This is a genomic window from Capnocytophaga endodontalis (assembly GCF_002209445.1).
Lineage (GTDB): Bacteria > Bacteroidota > Bacteroidia > Flavobacteriales > Flavobacteriaceae > Capnocytophaga > Capnocytophaga periodontitidis.
The window spans coordinates 2,893,418-2,910,120 of record NZ_CP022022.1; the positions used below are offsets into that span (position 1 = coordinate 2,893,418).

The window sequence follows — 16,703 nt, forward strand, 5'->3', positions numbered from 1 at the left end:
CTTTTTTGTTAAGGTACAGGGTCGTAGCCACTACCTCCCCAAGGGTGGCAACTACATATACGCTTGATAGCTAACCAACCTCCTTTAAAGAAACCATATTTTTGTAGGGCTTCCAAAGTGTATTGGGAGCAGGTGGGGGTATACCTACAAGTAGGCGGTTTCAGAGGTGAAATAGCTACCTGATAAAAGCGTACTAAATAAATGAAAAGGTATTTCATTACTTAGCAAATCGTTCAATTACTTCTTGGCTTACACCTGTATTAGAGAAACCTCCGTCGTGGAAGAGATTTTGCATCGTTACTTTGCGAGTAAGGTCGGAGAAGAGAGATACCGTATAATCGGCACAATCTTGAGCGGTGGCATTACCCAGTGGCGACATTGCATCGGCGTAAGCAATAAAACCATCAAAGCCTTTTACACCTTGTCCTGCAGTGGTGGCAGTAGGCGATTGTGAAATGGTGTTTACGCGCACTTTTTTATCTTTACCAAAGAAATAGCCAAAGCTACGCGCAATAGACTCTAAGTAAGCTTTATTATCAGCCATATCGTTGTAATCGGGGAAAGTGCGTTGAGCTGCCATATAAGTAAGGGCAACGATGCTACCCCACTCGTTCATTGCATCATTCTTGTAAAGCACTTGACATACTTTGTGAAAAGAAAGTGCTGAAACGTCCCAACCTTTCTCGGTATTCATATAGTTAGACTCGGTATAAGGAATATTTTTGCGCACATTCACCGACATACCGATGGAGTGCAATACAAAATCCAACTTGCCTCCTAAAATTTCCATTGCTTTAGTCACCAAGTTTTGGAGGTCGTCCATATTGGTAGCGTCGGCAGGAATGATTTCAGAGCCAGTTTTTTCGGCTAAATTTTTTATTTGTCCCATACGCATTGCCACGGGAGCATTGGTAAGCACGAACTTACCGCCTTCTTCGTGTACGCGTTCTGCTGTTTTCCAAGCAATAGAATTTTCATCTAAAGCACCAAAGATGATGCCTTTTTTTCCTTTTAATAAATTGTACATAATTCTTTCTTTTATAAAGTAAAATTTGTTTCTGTGGTGCAAATGTACAAAAAAATATTTTTTAAGAAAAAAAATTTCTATCTAAAAAATTAGGATTATTAATTTTTATTTTCTACTTTTGTTCTACAAAAACTTAAAAAAACCAAATTATGACAAGTACAAATGAAAAACTAACAGCTTCTCAGCTACAATTGATGCTTGATGCTCATTGTCAAGATATGAAAGCTAATATGCCAGGGTTCCTATTTTATGGAATTTTAAGCTGTGCTGATGGTTACATTCTAAGTAGAGCCTCGGCTAATGCTGAAGCTTCGAGAATTATTGAACAGGGTTCTGCTTTTCACCTCACTATTATCAATCAAGTAAAAATGGTAGTTGAAAGCAATAAAGAATTAGGTAATTTAGAACTTGATTACATTCTTATTGAAACGAGTAAAATCACTTTTATGCTGATGATTTCTGCTCTTGGTAAATTCTTTTCTATTACTGCTTTAGATAGAGCTAAGGCGAATATGGGTATTTCGAGAGCCTTACTCTACAAATGTAAAGCTGAGTTTGGGACAATGTTAGATGATTTTTTTTAGTATTCTCTCTATATCAACAAAAGAAAGTCTGAAAAAATGCGTTATAAGAATAGCAATTTTTCAGACTTTTTTATTATACTTTTATGGTTCGTAATGTTTTAATGCCTCTGTAATGATAGCAATACATTCTTTCAATTCGGTTTCATTCATCACCAATGGTGGGGCAAACCTAATGATATTACCGTGTGTAGGTTTGGCGAGCAAGCCATTATCGCGCATCTTTAAGCAGATATTCCACGCTGTATTGCTCTCTTCGGTATCGTTGATAACCACAGCATTTAAGAGTCCTTTACCACGTACTAAGGTAGCTACTTTTGAGGTTTTGATATAATTGCCTATTTCTTTGCGGAAAATTTCACCCAATCGAGCGGCATTTTCAGCCAGATGCTCATCTTTTACTACTTGTAAGGCTTCAATTGCTACAGCAGCAGCCAAAGGGTTACCGCCAAAGGTACTACCGTGTTGCCCTGCTTTGATTACGTGCATTATACGGTCATCGGCAAGAACAGCACTCACAGGATATACCCCCCCGCTAAGGGCTTTGCCTAATACCAATATATCGGGTTTTACATTTTCGTGATCTACTGCCAAACGCTTCCCAGTACGCGCTACTCCTGTTTGTACCTCATCGGCGATAAAGAGGGCGTTATACTTTTCGCATAGAGCTTTAGCTCCACTCAAGTAGCCATCGGAGGGGACATATACGCCTGCTTCACCCTGTATAGGTTCTACTAAAAAGCCTGCTACTGTAGCCTTATTATCGGCGAGCACTTTTTCTAAAGCTGCCAAATCGTTGTAAGGAACAGAAACAAAACCAGGTGTATAGGGGCCGAAATTTTTACGTGCATTTTTATCGGATGAGAAAGAAACTACTGTAGTGGTGCGCCCGTGGAAGTTTTGATGACACACAATGATGATTGCGGCGCTTTCGGGTACTCCTTTTTGTTCATACGCCCATTTGCGACATATTTTAATGGCTGTTTCTACAGCTTCAGCACCTGTGTTCATTGGTAGAACTTTCTCGAAGCCAAAATACTCGGTGATGTACTTTTCGTACACTCCGAGCTTATCGTTGTAGAAAGCGCGAGAAGTAAGGGTAAGGGTTTGAGCTTGCTCAGTAAGTGCTTTGATGATGCGTGGGTGACAATGCCCTTGGTTTACAGCAGAATAAGAAGAGAGAAAATCGTAGTAGCGTTTGCCTTCTACGTCCCACACATACACGCCTTGTCCTTTGCAGAGTACGACGGGTAGTGGGTGATAATTATGGGCACCATACTGGTTTTCGAGTGCCACTGCTTGTTCTGAGGTTAATTTTGGTAATGTCATATATCTTTCGTTTTATTTTCAGACGACAAATATACGACATATTTTCGTAAAAACAAAAAAAACACAAATTTGGGATATTTCAAATTTGTGTTATAAAGTTTTTTACTTTAGTGCTCGTTTCTAAAAGAAGTCGTCTAACATTGTTCCAAATTCTGCTTTACATTTATATAGTAAAGCTCTTGAAATACCTACATTAGATTTTGGTCTATCTAAGGCAGTAATCGAGAAAAACTTCCCTAAAGCTGAAATCATTAGCATATAGGTTATTTTATTAGCCTCAATGAGAATGTAATCTAACGCTAAATCTTCTATAGTTTTGTTAGTGTTTATTACTTTTTTCACTTGATCTACAATTGTTAAGTGAAAGGCAGAACCTTGTTCTACAATTCTTGAAGATTCTTCATTAGCTGAAGCTTTAGATAAAATAGTTCCATCCTTACAGCTAAGGATTCCATAAAATAGAAAACCAGGCATATTGGCTTTCATATCTAAACAGTGAGCATCGAGTAATCGTTGTAATTCTGTTCCTGTCATAAAAAATATATATAGTGTTTGGTTTTTATGGCGCAAAGCTATATATTATTTTGATAACCTCCAAGCTTTTTTAACATATTTTTTAGACTTCTTTTACACTGTGTTAAAACAATCTAATTATCTTACTCAAAATCAAACTTTTATAAAAAACATTTTATGTTGAATAGTTTTATAGTCAAGCAAAAATAAATTACAAATAAACAAACCTACCTTATACATACCCACCCAGCGATTGCAGATTTCTATACAAAAAAAGCACAAATTTAGAGTTTCTAAATTTGTGCTGAAAAATACTATTAGCTATTTTTCTAAAGTTGTTCGTCTAATATCACTGCGATAGGTCTACTTTTTTCAATCAAAGCTCTCGCTATTGCTATATTAGCTTTGGCTCTATCTAAGGCTAAGAGGATAAAAAATTTCCCTGAATTTGAAACTCCAATAACATTAGTAATCTTATCAGTTTCAATAAGAATACTGTGAGTTTCTTTAACTCCTAAGGATTCACTTGAAGCAACTACTTTTTTCACTTGTTCTACAATAGTTGAGAAAAAGGGTGCAACTTCTTTTGCAATTTCTGAAATTCCTGTATTGGCTACTGATGATCCTATAATAGTTGCATCAGCACATCTAAGGATTCCACAAAAGATAAATCCTGACAAATTGGCTTTCATATCTAAGCATAGCTTGTCGACCATTTCTTGTAATTCTGTACCTGTCATACGCTTTATTTTTTATATGTTATTCAAGTGCAAATATAAACATAATACATATACCCTTTTCTTTTTTAACGTTATTTAACATTCCTATATCTATTGAGGAACTATTGAAAAAATTATCAATGCTCAATCATCACAGCTCCTACGGTAGCATTGCTAGTCTCATCAATGAGGATGGCGCTACCCATCGGAGGATTGCTTTGGAATGCATCATATACTAAAGGGGCAGCTGTTTTGAGTCGGATTTTTGCTATTTCGTTGAGTTTTACACTTTCTACTCCTTCAGTTTGGTCAAGGGTATTGACATCAATTTTGTATTCAATTTCCTTTACAACGGCTTTTACGATCCTACTGCGTTGTTGTAACAAGTACTTATTACCCTCGCGCAATTCACGTTTATCCATCCAGCACACAAGGGCTTCTATATCCTGACCTTGCTGAGGTTCAGCTCCTTGTTTGGCAAAATAGTCGCCACGAGAAATATCGATATCATCTTCGATATGTAACACTACAGGGTCACCTGCTTTGGCTTCAGCCACATCTTCGCCATTGTGCTCTATCTTGCTGATTTTAGTGTTGATATCTTCAGGGAGTACCACTATAGCATCGCCTTTGTGATAGACACCTGATATGATTTGTCCTGCGTAACCGCGATAGTCGTGTAAGGCTTCGGTTTGAGGACGTATTACATACTGTACCTGAAAACGAGGTTGATCGTAATTATCTTTGTTGATTTCTATAGTTTCTAAGAAGTCTAATAATGAATTTCCTTTGTACCAAGGCATTGCATTAGTGGTATTCACAATGTTATCACCTACAAAAGCAGAAATTGGGAAATAGTGTACACTTTTCAAACCTAAACGCTTGGCTATACCTTCGTATTCTTGTTGGATATTTTTGAATACCTCTTCACTATAGCCTACCAAATCCATTTTGTTTACAGCTACTACTACCTCTGGAATATTGAGCAGAGAGGCAATGATGGAATGGCGACGAGTTTGTTCGGTTACGCCATTACGAGCATCTACTAAAATGATAATGAGCTCGGAATTAGAGGCACCAGTAATCATATTGCGGGTGTACTGTGTATGACCAGGGGCATCGGCGATGATAAACTTGCGTTTAGGGGTTGCAAAATAGCGATAAGCCACATCGATAGTAATACCTTGTTCACGTTCTGCACGAAGACCATCGGTGAGGATTGCGAGGTCTATACCATCATCGTTCTTATTTTTAGATTGTTGTTCAAGCGCCTCAAGCTGGTCGGCTAAAATGCTTTTGCTATCGTATAACAAACGACCGATGAGGGTACTTTTACCGTCGTCTACACTACCTGCAGTGATAAATCGTAATATATTCATTTGTAATCTATAAAATCAATTTTTGGCAAAGATACAAATAATTACGAAATACGAGTTATGAATAGCGAAAATAATTTGTTAAGAAGAAAATATTAAGGGCGTTTTTCATAAGTTATCCAATTGGTATAAGCTACATTATATTTCTTATCATTTGGATACTTGTAACGTATAGAAGCACGGATTTTTACAACTGGTTTATCAAAGTCTATTATGTCTTGGCAATTGATCATTTTATCAATTATGTAATAGACAAGGTTGTATTTCTCACCTTTCTGCAAAGTTATTTTGCAATCATCTAAATTTGCTGGAGGTATAGACGGAGGTAGACAACCTTGTATATCTTTAACTTCGCCATTCTCATCTTCATATTGTAAACCAAAGTGAAACACATAATAAGTATTGATTTCAATGGGTTTACCTGAGTAATTTACAATAACTGCCTCAGCATAATCTCGATTTGTATCGGTGTAGTTTAGTGTTGCTTGTACGCCAATTTTTGGATTAGACAAGGATTTTCCAAGGTATGTACGCAGCTTTTGTTGTACTTCTGTCCGATATTCTTCTACATAATTCAGTAAGTTTGAAGGATAAGTACATTTTTTCTCAAATACATCAAATTGGATATAAAAACATTGAAACAAAGGAATATTTAGTGTTTTCTGCAAATAAAGAAAAGCTACATCACCTTTGCGCAATGGTTTTTCTTTGGAACAGACCATTACTTTAAGATTTGTAGTATCAGTAATACTATTAAGCAATAGAGTGATAGCCTTACTATCTTCTTGATAGCGTTGATAATTAGTGTTTTGAAGCAGTTGTTGAGAAGCGACATCCCATTGTAGAGAAATATCATCGCTGAAAGGAATAGTTATTACTTCAGGCTCTTTAACAGCGGTAGAGGCAGGTGATTGACTATTACAATGGTTGAGGACAATTGTAGAAAATACTAAAAGCAAAAGTGTACATTTCATAGTTTAGTTTTCTCGAATTTTTTCTATAATATACTCGTAGTGAGTGTAGTGTTGCACAAAATCAAGATCGGTTACATCGATGATAAGAGAATTGATAGCAGCATTTTTCTGTATAAAATCTAAATAGCCATAATGTATTTTTTTTAGATAATCAGGGGAGATGTTCTGTTCGTACTCTCTGCCGCGTTTTTTGATATTCTCAATAAGGCGGTCGGTATTTTGATAAAGAAATACGTACAAATCGGGTTTGATGATTTGGCTATAGAGAATATAGAAAAGTTTGCGGTACAACACAAATTCATCATCAGTAAGGGTTACCTTAGAGAAAATAAGGGATTTGAAAATATCGTAATCGGAAACGACGAACTCTTTAAACAAGTCGGTTTGTGCTAATTGTTCACGCATTTGTTGGTATCGTTCGGTAAGGAACGACATTTCGAGTGTAAAACCATATTGTTTAGGATTTTCGTAGAATTTAGGCAAGAAAGGATTATCGGAAAACTGTTCTAAAATCAGTTTAGCATTGAAGTCTTCGGCGATTTTAGTTGCCAAAGTAGTTTTACCAGAGCCTATATTACCTTCAATAGCGATGTACTTATAATTCAAAAACGGCGACTTTTGTGCGGGAAATGACAGTTGATCGGACAAGCGTTGCACGGGTGAGGTATCATCGGTAGTTCGGAGTAGTTGGGCAACTGTTTTTTTAAGTACGGGGTGTACTTTGAGGTCATCGATATTAGCTAAAGGCTTAAGCACAAACTTACGGTGTTGCAAGAGAGGATGCGGTATGGTAAGTCTATCGGTATGAATCACTTCATCGTCATAGAAAAGTATATCGAGGTCAATTGTACGGGATTGGTAGCCTTTAGAGTGAGGCATACGTTCGCGCCCCAGTTCGTGTTCTATTTGCAAGAGTTGCATTAGCACCTGCTCAGGAGAGAGGAAGGTGCGGCAGAGCAAACAAGTGTTGAGGAAAGCCTCACCAGAAAATCCCCAAGAGGGTGTTTCGTAGATAGGAGCTATATCCACAATGGTACCTACTCGCATAGCGATGCCTTCAATGGCTTGCTGTAGGTAGGCTTTGCGGTTTCCTAAGTTACTCCCTAATGATATGTAGACGTCGTGGTTCAATTGACAATTGACAATTAATAATTAACAAGAGTCTCAGTGTTTTGACACAATTTGAGACTAACTTTGCCAAAGGTGCAAGCCACAATGGACAATTAGAAACTTTGGCAAAGTAGAAGCAAGAATGCTATTTTTATTGATTCTTTGATTATTGGTTTTGTAAAAATCGTAATATATTGTCGTAGATGCGGTTTTCTATATCGGTAGTATCGGCAGGGAGGAATTTTTCACCCATAATATTTTCATAGAGTTCGATATAACGTTCTGAAACGGATTGTACATATTCATCACTCATCGCTGGTATTTTTTGTCCTTTTTCGCCTTGGAAGCCTTGTGAAATAAGCCATTGGCGCACAAATTCTTTAGAGAGTTGAACTTGAGGTTCACCGTTTTCTTGGCGTTCATCATAGCCTTCTTTATAGAAATAACGGGAAGAATCGGGGGTGTGAATTTCATCGATAAGCACAATTTCACCATCGCGAGTTTTTCCGAACTCATATTTGGTATCTACCAAAATCAAACCGTGTTTGGAAGCGATTTCAGTACCACGAGCAAAGAGGGCATAAGTATATTTTTCCATCAAACGGTAGTCGTCTTCATTTACAATTCCGCGGCGAATGATTTCTTCACGAGAGATATCTTCATCGTGCAAACCTTGTTCTGCCTTAGTAGCAGGGGTGATGATGGGGTGTTGAGGGAACATATCAAACTCACGCAATCCTTCTGGTAAAGGCACTCCTGAGAGCTTGCGCACTCCGTTTTTGTAGAGGCGTGCCGCGTGCCCTGCGAGGTAACCACGAATCACCATTTCTACTTTTAGAGGTTCGCACATTTGCCCTATAGAGACGTTAGGGTCGGGAGAGGCTATAAGCCAATTAGGCACGATATCTTCAGTTTGTTGCAAGAATTTTACAGCTATTTGGTTTAGTATCTGACCTTTATAAGGGATGCCTTTGGGTAGAATAGCATCGAAAGCTGAAATACGATCGGTGGCAATCATAATGAGGGTATCATCTTTTAATTGATACACATCACGTACTTTCCCTCTGTAAACAGACTTTTGTTTAGGGAATTTAAAGTTTGTTTTTGTTATGGTACTCATCTTCGTAAAAAGTTTTTAAAATCTCTTTTTTCGGGGCAAAGGTATAAAATAATTACGAATTACGAGTTACGAATTATGAAAAAATAGTACTTTTGCAATATCATTTTTATACGTAAAAAAGTAAAGACTATGAAAATCATTTGTATAGGAAGAAATTACCGCGAGACTATTGAAGAAAACAATCAAACACCACGTCAACCTATAGTAGTGTTTATGAAACCTGACACAGCCATCCACAACCTCGAGATTCCTTATTACATTCCTGATTTTACACAAGATTTGTATTACGAAATAGAATTAGTGCTGAAAATCAACCAAAATGGGAAGTGTATTTCGGAGAAGTTTGCGCATAAATATTACAACGAGATTGCTGTGGGTATTGATTTTACGGCTTGCGATCTACAAACTGAATTGAGCCAAAAAGGGCTGTCTTGGGAGCAAGCAAAGGCTTTTGACGGCTCGGCTATCGTAGGAAAATTTGTATCTAAAGAAATGTTTAGCAACTCCTCCCCTATTGAGTTTCACTTAGATAAAAACGGCTCTACTGTACAAGAGGGCAATACGAAACAAATGCTTAGAGGCTTTGACACTATCATTGCTGAAGTATCACAGTACTTTACCCTTCGCAAAGGCGACCTTATCTTTACAGGAGCGCCCAAAGGTGCAAGGAAAGCAGTAGCAGGTGATTTATTAGAGGGATTTTTAGGAGAAGAGAAGAGTTTTAGCTTGAAAATTAGATGATTAGCAAATTTGAGAATTATCCCCCGAGTGTAATTTTACCTATTTAGTCTCTCTATCTTCCTGAAATTATAGCCAAGAGTTTTTCCTATTTTCTTTTGTAGGAAAGGTGTGGCTGAACCTGCAAAAATAAGGTCATCGCCTCTGTAAATAGTAACTGCTTTAGTAGAGAATATAAAAATGAGGGTCATTTTTTGCTGTCCATTTCTATAAAAATAGAAAGTATCACATACATCATTAACCAAAGGATAGGCTTCGTTAAACGATTTCTTTTGTTGTAAAGCGTTTAACAATTTAACTCCTTTGTTATAGTGGATTTTTTTAATTGTCTCAACAATTTGTTCTTCAGGAAATCCTTCTATATTAGGCGAGGTTTCTTTAGTATAGCCACTGCTACTCACTACTATCACACTGTCGATAGATCCCCTATAAAGTTTTTCCCATTGCATTGCTGTGGAAAGTTGGCTAAAACAGAGGTTGTATAAGCTAAAAAAAAGTATTAAAAATAAAGACTTCATATCATACAGTTTTAGACATTGTCAAAGTCCAAGGACTTTGACAATGTGTGTGATACAAAAGCGATTTTAAAAATCAGCTTGTATAGTTTTGATGAGTTCATCGGGGTCTTTGAATTTTACAAAAGCTCCATTCTTGAAGTAAGAGATATGCCCTGTTTCTTCAGAAACTACTAAAGCTGTAGCATCGGTTTTCTCGGTAATGGAAATAGCGGCGCGGTGGCGCAAACCGTAGCGTTTAGGCAAATTGATTTCACTTGCCACTGGCAATATCACTCTTGTTGCTACAATATGGTCGTCTTTTATCACTATAGCTCCATCGTGTAGCGGACTGTTTTTATAAAAAATACTTTCGATAATAGGCTCAGAAAATTCTATATTCACCTTATCTCCCGTTTCAGTCACAAAATCAAGGGGCATATTGTGTTCCAAAACAATAAGCGCTCCTGTATTGGTAGTTCCTAATTTCAAGCATACATTTACCAAACTTTCGATATTGAGTACAATTTCCTTTTCTTTGAAAAAATGAAATACGCGTTGTAACTTGTTGCGCGCTGTGATATTAGTAGAGCCCAATGTGAGCAAAAATCGACGTATTTCCTGCTGGAACACAACTATTAATGCAAAGACTCCTACCCCGATAAACTGACCTAATATACTACTGAGCAACTGCATTTGCAGGGCTTCAGTAATTTTCCATATCAGGTAGATAATCACAATCCCCATAAAAATATTGATAGCTACCGTACCCCGAATCAATCGGTAGAGGTAGTACAAAAGAGATGCAAATAGCAGTATATCAATCGCATCGACAACTGTAAAGTCTAAAATATCAAATAGTTTCATTGTATTTTTTCAAAGAGTGTTACACATTCTTTAGCTTCTTTTACATCGTGTACCCGCAAGATGTGTGCCCCTTTCATCAAGGCAATAGTATTGACTACCGTAGTAGCATTCAGAGCATTAGCGGGGTCGGTTTTTAACAGTTTGTACAACATCGACTTGCGGGAAAAACCTACCAATAGCGGACAACCCAAACACTGAAATAGTTCTAAGTGCTTCAATACTTCGTAATTCTGGTCTAAGGTTTTAGAGAATCCAAAGCCTACATCTACTATAAAATCATTAATTCCTGCTTCTAAGGCTTTAGCTTTGCGCTCGGAGAAATAATAGCGCATATCACTAATGATATCCTTATAATCAGTATGTTGTTGCATTGTTTGGGGTGTACCTACGAGGTGCATCGCAATATAAGGTACCTGAAATTGTGCAACAACGGGCAACATCTGCTCATCTAAGAGTCCGGCAGAAATATCATTAATAATACAAGCTCCTTCTAAGAGCGATTGGCGTGCTACTTCACTGCGAAAAGTGTCTACCGAGATACGTACCTCAGGAAAATGTTGTACCAAAGAGCGCACTACGGGCACTACCCTACTGAGTTCTTCGGTTTGTGAGACTTCGGGTGCATTGGGGCGGGTGCTATAACCACCCACATCAATAAAATCTGCGCCGTGAGCGAGCATTGTTTCTGCGCGTTGCAAGAGCGTTTTTTCGGTTACACGACTACCTTCGTAGAAAGAGTCGGGGGTATGATTGAGGATTCCCATCACTCTGGGGGTATCCATAGAGAGCAATTCTCCTTTACAATTGATGGTCATAAATATTAGGTGTCAGGTGTTAGGTTTCAGGGTTCAGGTTTCAGGGGGTTAGCAGTCAGCCATATTTACGGCGACGGCTAAACCACCTTCGGAGGTTTCTTTATATTTAGAATTCATATCTTTGGCAGTTTGCCACATTGTATTTATCACCTTATCCAAAGGAACTTTCGCATTCTTAGGGTCGGTTTCGATAGCCAATTCGGCAGCGTTAATTGCTTTGATTGCCCCCATAGCATTGCGCTCAATACAAGGGATTTGCACCAATCCGCCAATAGGGTCGCAAGTAAGCCCCAAGTGGTGTTCCATTGCTATTTCGGCAGCGATGAGCACCTGCTCAGGAGAACCACCTAAGAGTTCACAGAGCGCACCTGCCGCCATTGCTGATGACACCCCTATCTCGGCTTGACAACCACCCATAGCCGCCGAAATAGTTGCCCCTTTTTTAAAGAGACTGCCTATCTCGCCTGCCACCAAAAGAAATTGATGAATGTGCTCTTCGGTAGCCTGTTGATTTTCAATAGTTACGTAGTAGAGTAACACCGCTGGAATCACCCCTGCACTCCCATTAGTAGGTGCGGTAACCACACGCCCTAACGAAGCATTCACTTCATTGACAGCCAGTGAAAAACAACTCACCCATTTGAGGATTTCGCGGAACTTGATATTCGTTTTCTTGATAGAGTTCAGCCAATTTTCAGGACTATCATAAGTAACTACCCCGATGAGGTTCTTGTGGATATCATAAGCGCGACGACGCACGTGCAAGCCGCCAGGTAGTACCCCCTCGGTATGGCAACCTATATAAGTGCATTCCAACATTGTATGCCATATACGCATCAATTCGCTGTGTATTTGCTCCTCGGTGCGCAAGGATTTTTCGTTTTCATAAACTATTTCGGATATTTTCTTTCTCTCTTGGCGACAATAGTTTATCAGTTCTTCAGCTTTATCGATAGGGAAAGGAAAATTGCGTCGGTTATCATCTTTAGTTATTGCTTGTTCACCTTCTTTTACTATAAAGCCGCCCCCTACCGAGTAGAAAGTAGAAGCATAGCTAAAGTCGTCACCTTCAGCAGTAAAAGTGAGTCCGTTTGCGTGAAAAGGCAAGAAATTTTTGTTAAAAACGATATTTTCTTTAGGGTTGAAGTTGATAATCTGTTCGTTACCCAAGCAAAGTTTTTGATTATTTGTAATAGCCGTAATAATTACGTCTAAACTCTCAATAGGCACATACTCAGGGTCGGCGCCACTAAGCCCGAGCATTACTGCCAAATCGGTAGCGTGCCCCTTGCCAGTAAGGGAAAGAGAACCGTACAAATCAATGTGTACTTTCGTTGTTTTGGACAATAGATGCTTTTCTCTCAATTCCTTGAGGAAAGCCTCGGCAGCACGCCAAGGTCCTAAAGTGTGAGAGCTGGAAGGTCCTACCCCTATTTTGAGCATATCAAATACGCTTATTCGTTCCATTTAATTTACTATAAGAGTTTTAAGATTGCAAAAGTAAAGAGAAATTTGGAATTTAGCAAAATTTTATTCGGGTAAAGAATTGATGTAGAATATTTTTTTAATTTTTTTATTTGTTTATTATTATTTGTTTTATATCTTTGTGCTTTCAAACGAAAATTCTCAAAAGAACATGATTACCAATAAAGAATTAGACTCCTTAATATACAAGGTAGATGGGGCTGTAGATAGGCAATACGATTTCATCAGAGAGATGAAAGGTATCAAAAACTACCTTTGGGAGCTAAAAGCTACAATGCAGGAAAGCCCTGTAGAAGAGATTGTAGCTCCTCCAATTGTAGAGACAACTATAGCTCCTGTTGTACCTGAGGTAGTTGAGGAAGAAAAACTTACACCTACAATAGTAGAAGAAAAACTCACACCTGCAGCAATGGAAAATATTGTAGAAAAAACTCCTGAAGAAACAGTGGAAAAAGTTATAGAAGAAGTTACAGAACCCCCTATTATTACCCCTCAAATAATAGAAGAAGCAAGCAGTGAAGAAACTGCTATTGCACCTCAGCCTGCAGTGGAAGAAAAACAATCTTACCATAGCAGAAAACCTGATTTTGAAAAACAGGTAGACGATTGGTTCAAACCTAAAGAAGCTATCAATTGGGAACGCTTTATCGGTGAAAACTTATTCAGCAAAATAGGAATAGGTATCATCATTATTGGGGTGTTCATAGGAGTAAAATACTCTATAGAACACGATTTGATTAGCCCCGCAATGCGATTGGTATTGAGCTACTTAGTGGGTGTAGGACTCTTTGCAGCAGGAGCGATGCTCAAAAAGAAATACGAAAACTTCAGTGCAGTACTCGTAAGCGGAGCAATGACGATTTTCTACTTCGTTACCTTTATAGGCTATTCGGTATTTAATTTCTTCCCGCAGTCGCTTACCTTTGTGCTGATGTTCCTCTTTACTGCCTTTACGGTAGCTGCTTCGCTGAATTACAACAAAGTAGTGATTGCTCTCATAGGCTTAGTAGGCAGTTATGCTGTACCATTCTTACTGAGCGATAACTCAGGGCGTGTATCTATTTTGTTTGCTTACACAGCTATCATCAATATAGGAGTACTCATTATTTCGTTCTACAAACAGTGGCGTTCACTCTATTTATCGGCTTTTGCTTTCACTTGGCTAATGCTGTTATCACTGTGGGGTAACGCTTATAAATACAACGATTTCACACCTTATTTCATCTTCAATTTAGTTACTTTTCTCACTTTTTATATAGCTTTTATCTTCCAGAAAATACATCAGGAAAAAGAGTTGAAGGAAATAGATGTAGTGTTATTTCTCTCCAATAGTTTGCTGTTCTTCGGTATGGGAGTGTGGTATATTTACGACTATTACACTATGGAAAACCGTACTATTATGGCTATGTTCACTTTAGCAAATGCCTTATTACACTTTGGGGTAGCCTACTATTTCCACGTAAAAAAATTCCCTTCACAAGCTCTAAAATACTTGATATTAGTATTGGCACTATCTTTTGCTACTTTAGTGATACCTATCCAGTTTAAGGGCACTTGGATTACAGTGTTCTGGAGTGCCGAAGCAGCTTTGCTCTTCTGGTTTGGCCGTCGCAAAAACTTGCTGGTATACGAGCGAATTTCATACACTGTAATGGTATTGGCGAGCTTTAGTTTGATAATCGATTGGGTAAAAGCTCCTAATATTTTGTACATTGTAAACCCAGATAAATTCATCTATTTAACTCCTTTTGGTAACGCATTGTTCATCAACGCATTGTTATATAGTGCTGCTTTTGGTTTTATGGCATATACACACCGTTTAACAGAGCTCGTTAATAAAGAGATTTACAAACTACTTACCTTTGTGTTGAACATTTTGTGTGTAGGGTCGCTCTACTTTATATTTTTTAGAGAAATAGACATTCTATGTGATGTGAGAGCCCTCCAGCAAACACCTAATCTTACCGACAACTATGCTGCTTGGGAAACCTTGAATAACTTTAAAACTGTATGGAGAACAGTGTATAGTTTGCTATTTGTTGCTGTTTATACCTTGCTGAATGTAAGAGTTTTCAAGTCTAAAACATTGGGTGAAATACAATTTGGCATCAGCATAGTGCTCTCATTCATTTTTATGACCTTAGGTTTATACACTTTTAGTGAATTGAGAGAAAGCTACCTCGCCAATCCACAGTTATCACTTTGGTTTTTGAATGTTAGATATGTAGGGATTGCAGTTTTTGCCGTATTCTGTTATACAGCCTACTTATTGAGTCGTTTTCTCACTTTGAAAGAAGAAATACAAAAAAGTTTAGAGTTTGTTCTACACCTTATTATCTTATGGGTTGCCAGCAGCGAGCTATTGCATTGGACAGAACTTTATCGTTCGGCTTCTAACTACAAATTAGGACTTACCATCTTGTGGGGTTCTTATGCACTGCTTTTAGTAGTCTTGGGTATTTTCAAACAAAAGAAATATTTGCGTATTTCGGGTATTGTACTTATCGGTTTCAGTATGTTAAAATTATTCTTGTACGACACCACCCATTTAGATGCTTTGCGAAAGACTATTGTATTTGTAATTCTCGGTTTCTTAGTGCTTGTAGCGTCATTCTTTTACAACAAGTACACAAACAAGATTGAAGAATCAGATAAAGCTGAGAACAACAACACTACAGATAACAATGTAACGAATTGATATTCAAAAGTGTAAAAAAGTAACTTTTAAACATATTAAAATTTTATGAAAAGTTTAAGAAAGAAAAAGCTTTTCATATTAAGAAACTTTGTACTTTTGTGCGATAATAACCAATATAAAATAAAATTTTGCAATGATTAGAGATTACAGAGACATTGAGCTCACTGTAGAGCGCCCTACTCCAATTGACAAAGAAGTAAATTGGAACAAATCACAAGTAGTGATTAGTGAAACCGATGTTTATGGTCGTATTACTAACGTGAATGATGTATTTTGCAATGTTTGCGGCTATTCACCAGAAGAGATGATAGGGCAACCTCACAGCATTATTCGCCACCCCGATATGCCTAAACTCGTTTTTAAACTCCTTTGGGATAACCTTAAAGTAGGTAACAACTTTATTGGGGTAATTAAAAACTTAGCTAAAAGCGGTGAATACTATTGGGTAATTACCGATTTTGAAATGCGTCGCGATGCGATGGGTAACATCACACACTATATCGCTCGCCGTAAATCAGTACCTAAAGCTGTAATTGAGAACTATGTAGCGCCACTGTATGACACCTTGTTAAAACTTGAAAAAGTAGGTGGTATGGAACTCAGCTCTCGTTTCTTCAAAAACTACTTAGCTAAACAAGGTAAGGATTATATCGATTTCATCATCGATGTAATGAATGAAAACCGCGAAAATGTAGCCTTTGAAGAAATACCTGTATCATCAGTAGATACCAGCACTGTAGTATCCGATGATATCGTAACAATGAACGAAGCACAAAATGAAAAACGCAAAAGTTTCTTTAGCAAACTATTTACCTAAAAGAAATTTAGCTGTTTTTTAAAAAATCAAATTAATTAAC

Annotated in this window: 17 protein-coding genes; 4 read left to right on the forward strand and 13 right to left on the reverse strand. The window is 37.8% G+C overall.

The features are described 5' to 3' along the window. Positions 1-8 precede the first annotated feature (8 nt). Together yidD and CBG49_RS12995 are read right to left on the reverse strand one after the other, a co-directional pair. On the reverse strand, positions 9-218 hold the full coding sequence (gene yidD, locus CBG49_RS12990; protein WP_002680684.1) for a membrane protein insertion efficiency factor YidD: 210 nt from the start codon (positions 216-218) through the stop codon (positions 9-11). Further along, a complete protein-coding gene (locus tag CBG49_RS12995; protein ID WP_088594802.1) occupies positions 218-1,027 on the reverse strand; it encodes an enoyl-ACP reductase FabI in 810 nt (269 codons plus the stop codon). The genes yidD and CBG49_RS12995 overlap by 1 nt, the downstream gene beginning before the upstream one ends. A 149-nt stretch (positions 1,028-1,176) precedes the next feature. On the opposite strand from CBG49_RS12995, the gene CBG49_RS13000 reads away from it, so the two are divergent. Continuing rightward, positions 1,177-1,611 (forward strand): hypothetical protein, encoded by a 435-nt coding sequence (locus CBG49_RS13000; RefSeq protein WP_088594803.1) that lies wholly within the window; start codon positions 1,177-1,179, stop codon positions 1,609-1,611. Positions 1,612-1,692: 81 nt separating this feature from the next. Here CBG49_RS13000 and rocD read toward each other — a convergent pair whose 3' ends face one another. The 7 genes from rocD to CBG49_RS13035 all read right to left on the reverse strand — a co-directional run bounded on the left by rocD (position 1,693) and on the right by CBG49_RS13035 (position 8,749). After that, the gene (gene rocD, locus CBG49_RS13005; protein WP_088594804.1) at positions 1,693-2,937 is read right to left on the reverse strand and encodes an ornithine--oxo-acid transaminase; all 1,245 of its coding nucleotides are present in this window, start codon (positions 2,935-2,937) and stop codon (positions 1,693-1,695) included. 120 nt (positions 2,938-3,057) lie between these two features. Beyond that, positions 3,058-3,471 carry a hypothetical protein gene (locus CBG49_RS13010; protein WP_088594805.1) on the reverse strand — a complete coding sequence of 138 codons (414 nt, stop codon included), beginning with the start codon at positions 3,469-3,471 and terminating at the stop codon, positions 3,058-3,060. Between the two features lie 308 nt (positions 3,472-3,779). Further along, a complete protein-coding gene (locus CBG49_RS13015) occupies positions 3,780-4,190 on the reverse strand; it encodes a hypothetical protein (protein WP_088594806.1) in 411 nt (136 codons plus the stop codon). Between the two features lie 116 nt (positions 4,191-4,306). Then, positions 4,307-5,548, reverse strand: coding sequence for a sulfate adenylyltransferase subunit 1 (locus tag CBG49_RS13020; protein WP_088594807.1), 1,242 nt, complete (start codon positions 5,546-5,548; stop codon positions 4,307-4,309). Positions 5,549-5,640: 92 nt separating this feature from the next. Further along, positions 5,641-6,519, reverse strand: coding sequence for a hypothetical protein (locus tag CBG49_RS13025; protein WP_088594808.1), 879 nt, complete (start codon positions 6,517-6,519; stop codon positions 5,641-5,643). Between the two features lie 3 nt (positions 6,520-6,522). Next, entirely contained in the window at positions 6,523-7,650 is a 1,128-nt protein-coding gene (folK, locus tag CBG49_RS13030) for a 2-amino-4-hydroxy-6-hydroxymethyldihydropteridine diphosphokinase (protein ID WP_088594809.1), read from the reverse strand. A gap of 145 nt (positions 7,651-7,795) precedes the next feature. After that, entirely contained in the window at positions 7,796-8,749 is a 954-nt protein-coding gene (locus tag CBG49_RS13035) for a phosphoribosylaminoimidazolesuccinocarboxamide synthase (RefSeq protein ID WP_088594810.1), read from the reverse strand. A gap of 129 nt (positions 8,750-8,878) precedes the next feature. Between CBG49_RS13035 and CBG49_RS13040 the strand changes: the two genes are divergently transcribed. Beyond that, positions 8,879-9,490, forward strand: a complete 612-nt coding sequence (locus CBG49_RS13040; protein ID WP_088594811.1) for a fumarylacetoacetate hydrolase family protein — start codon at positions 8,879-8,881, stop codon at positions 9,488-9,490. Between the two features lie 35 nt (positions 9,491-9,525). On the opposite strand, the gene CBG49_RS13045 is transcribed toward CBG49_RS13040, so the two are convergent. The 4 genes from CBG49_RS13045 to CBG49_RS13060 all read right to left on the reverse strand — a co-directional run bounded on the left by CBG49_RS13045 (position 9,526) and on the right by CBG49_RS13060 (position 13,130). Next, positions 9,526-10,005 carry a hypothetical protein gene (locus CBG49_RS13045; protein ID WP_002680657.1) on the reverse strand — a complete coding sequence of 160 codons (480 nt, stop codon included), beginning with the start codon at positions 10,003-10,005 and terminating at the stop codon, positions 9,526-9,528. A gap of 66 nt (positions 10,006-10,071) precedes the next feature. Continuing rightward, positions 10,072-10,848: a diadenylate cyclase gene (locus CBG49_RS13050; protein WP_088594812.1), complete on the reverse strand. Its 777-nt coding sequence runs from the start codon at positions 10,846-10,848 to the stop codon at positions 10,072-10,074. Then, positions 10,845-11,663, reverse strand: a complete 819-nt coding sequence (folP, locus tag CBG49_RS13055; protein ID WP_088594813.1) for a dihydropteroate synthase — start codon at positions 11,661-11,663, stop codon at positions 10,845-10,847. The genes CBG49_RS13050 and folP overlap by 4 nt, the downstream gene beginning before the upstream one ends. A 48-nt stretch (positions 11,664-11,711) precedes the next feature. Next, positions 11,712-13,130 carry an L-serine ammonia-lyase gene (locus CBG49_RS13060; RefSeq protein ID WP_088594814.1) on the reverse strand — a complete coding sequence of 473 codons (1,419 nt, stop codon included), beginning with the start codon at positions 13,128-13,130 and terminating at the stop codon, positions 11,712-11,714. A 169-nt stretch (positions 13,131-13,299) separates the two neighbouring features. Between CBG49_RS13060 and CBG49_RS13065 the strand changes: the two genes are divergently transcribed. Both CBG49_RS13065 and CBG49_RS13070 read left to right on the forward strand, forming a co-directional pair. After that, complete coding sequence (locus CBG49_RS13065; protein ID WP_088594815.1) at positions 13,300-15,846, forward strand: DUF2339 domain-containing protein; 2,547 nt, start codon at positions 13,300-13,302, stop codon at positions 15,844-15,846. A gap of 133 nt (positions 15,847-15,979) precedes the next feature. Continuing rightward, the gene (locus tag CBG49_RS13070; RefSeq protein WP_009413337.1) at positions 15,980-16,663 is read left to right on the forward strand and encodes a PAS domain-containing protein; all 684 of its coding nucleotides are present in this window, start codon (positions 15,980-15,982) and stop codon (positions 16,661-16,663) included. Positions 16,664-16,703 lie beyond the last annotated feature (40 nt).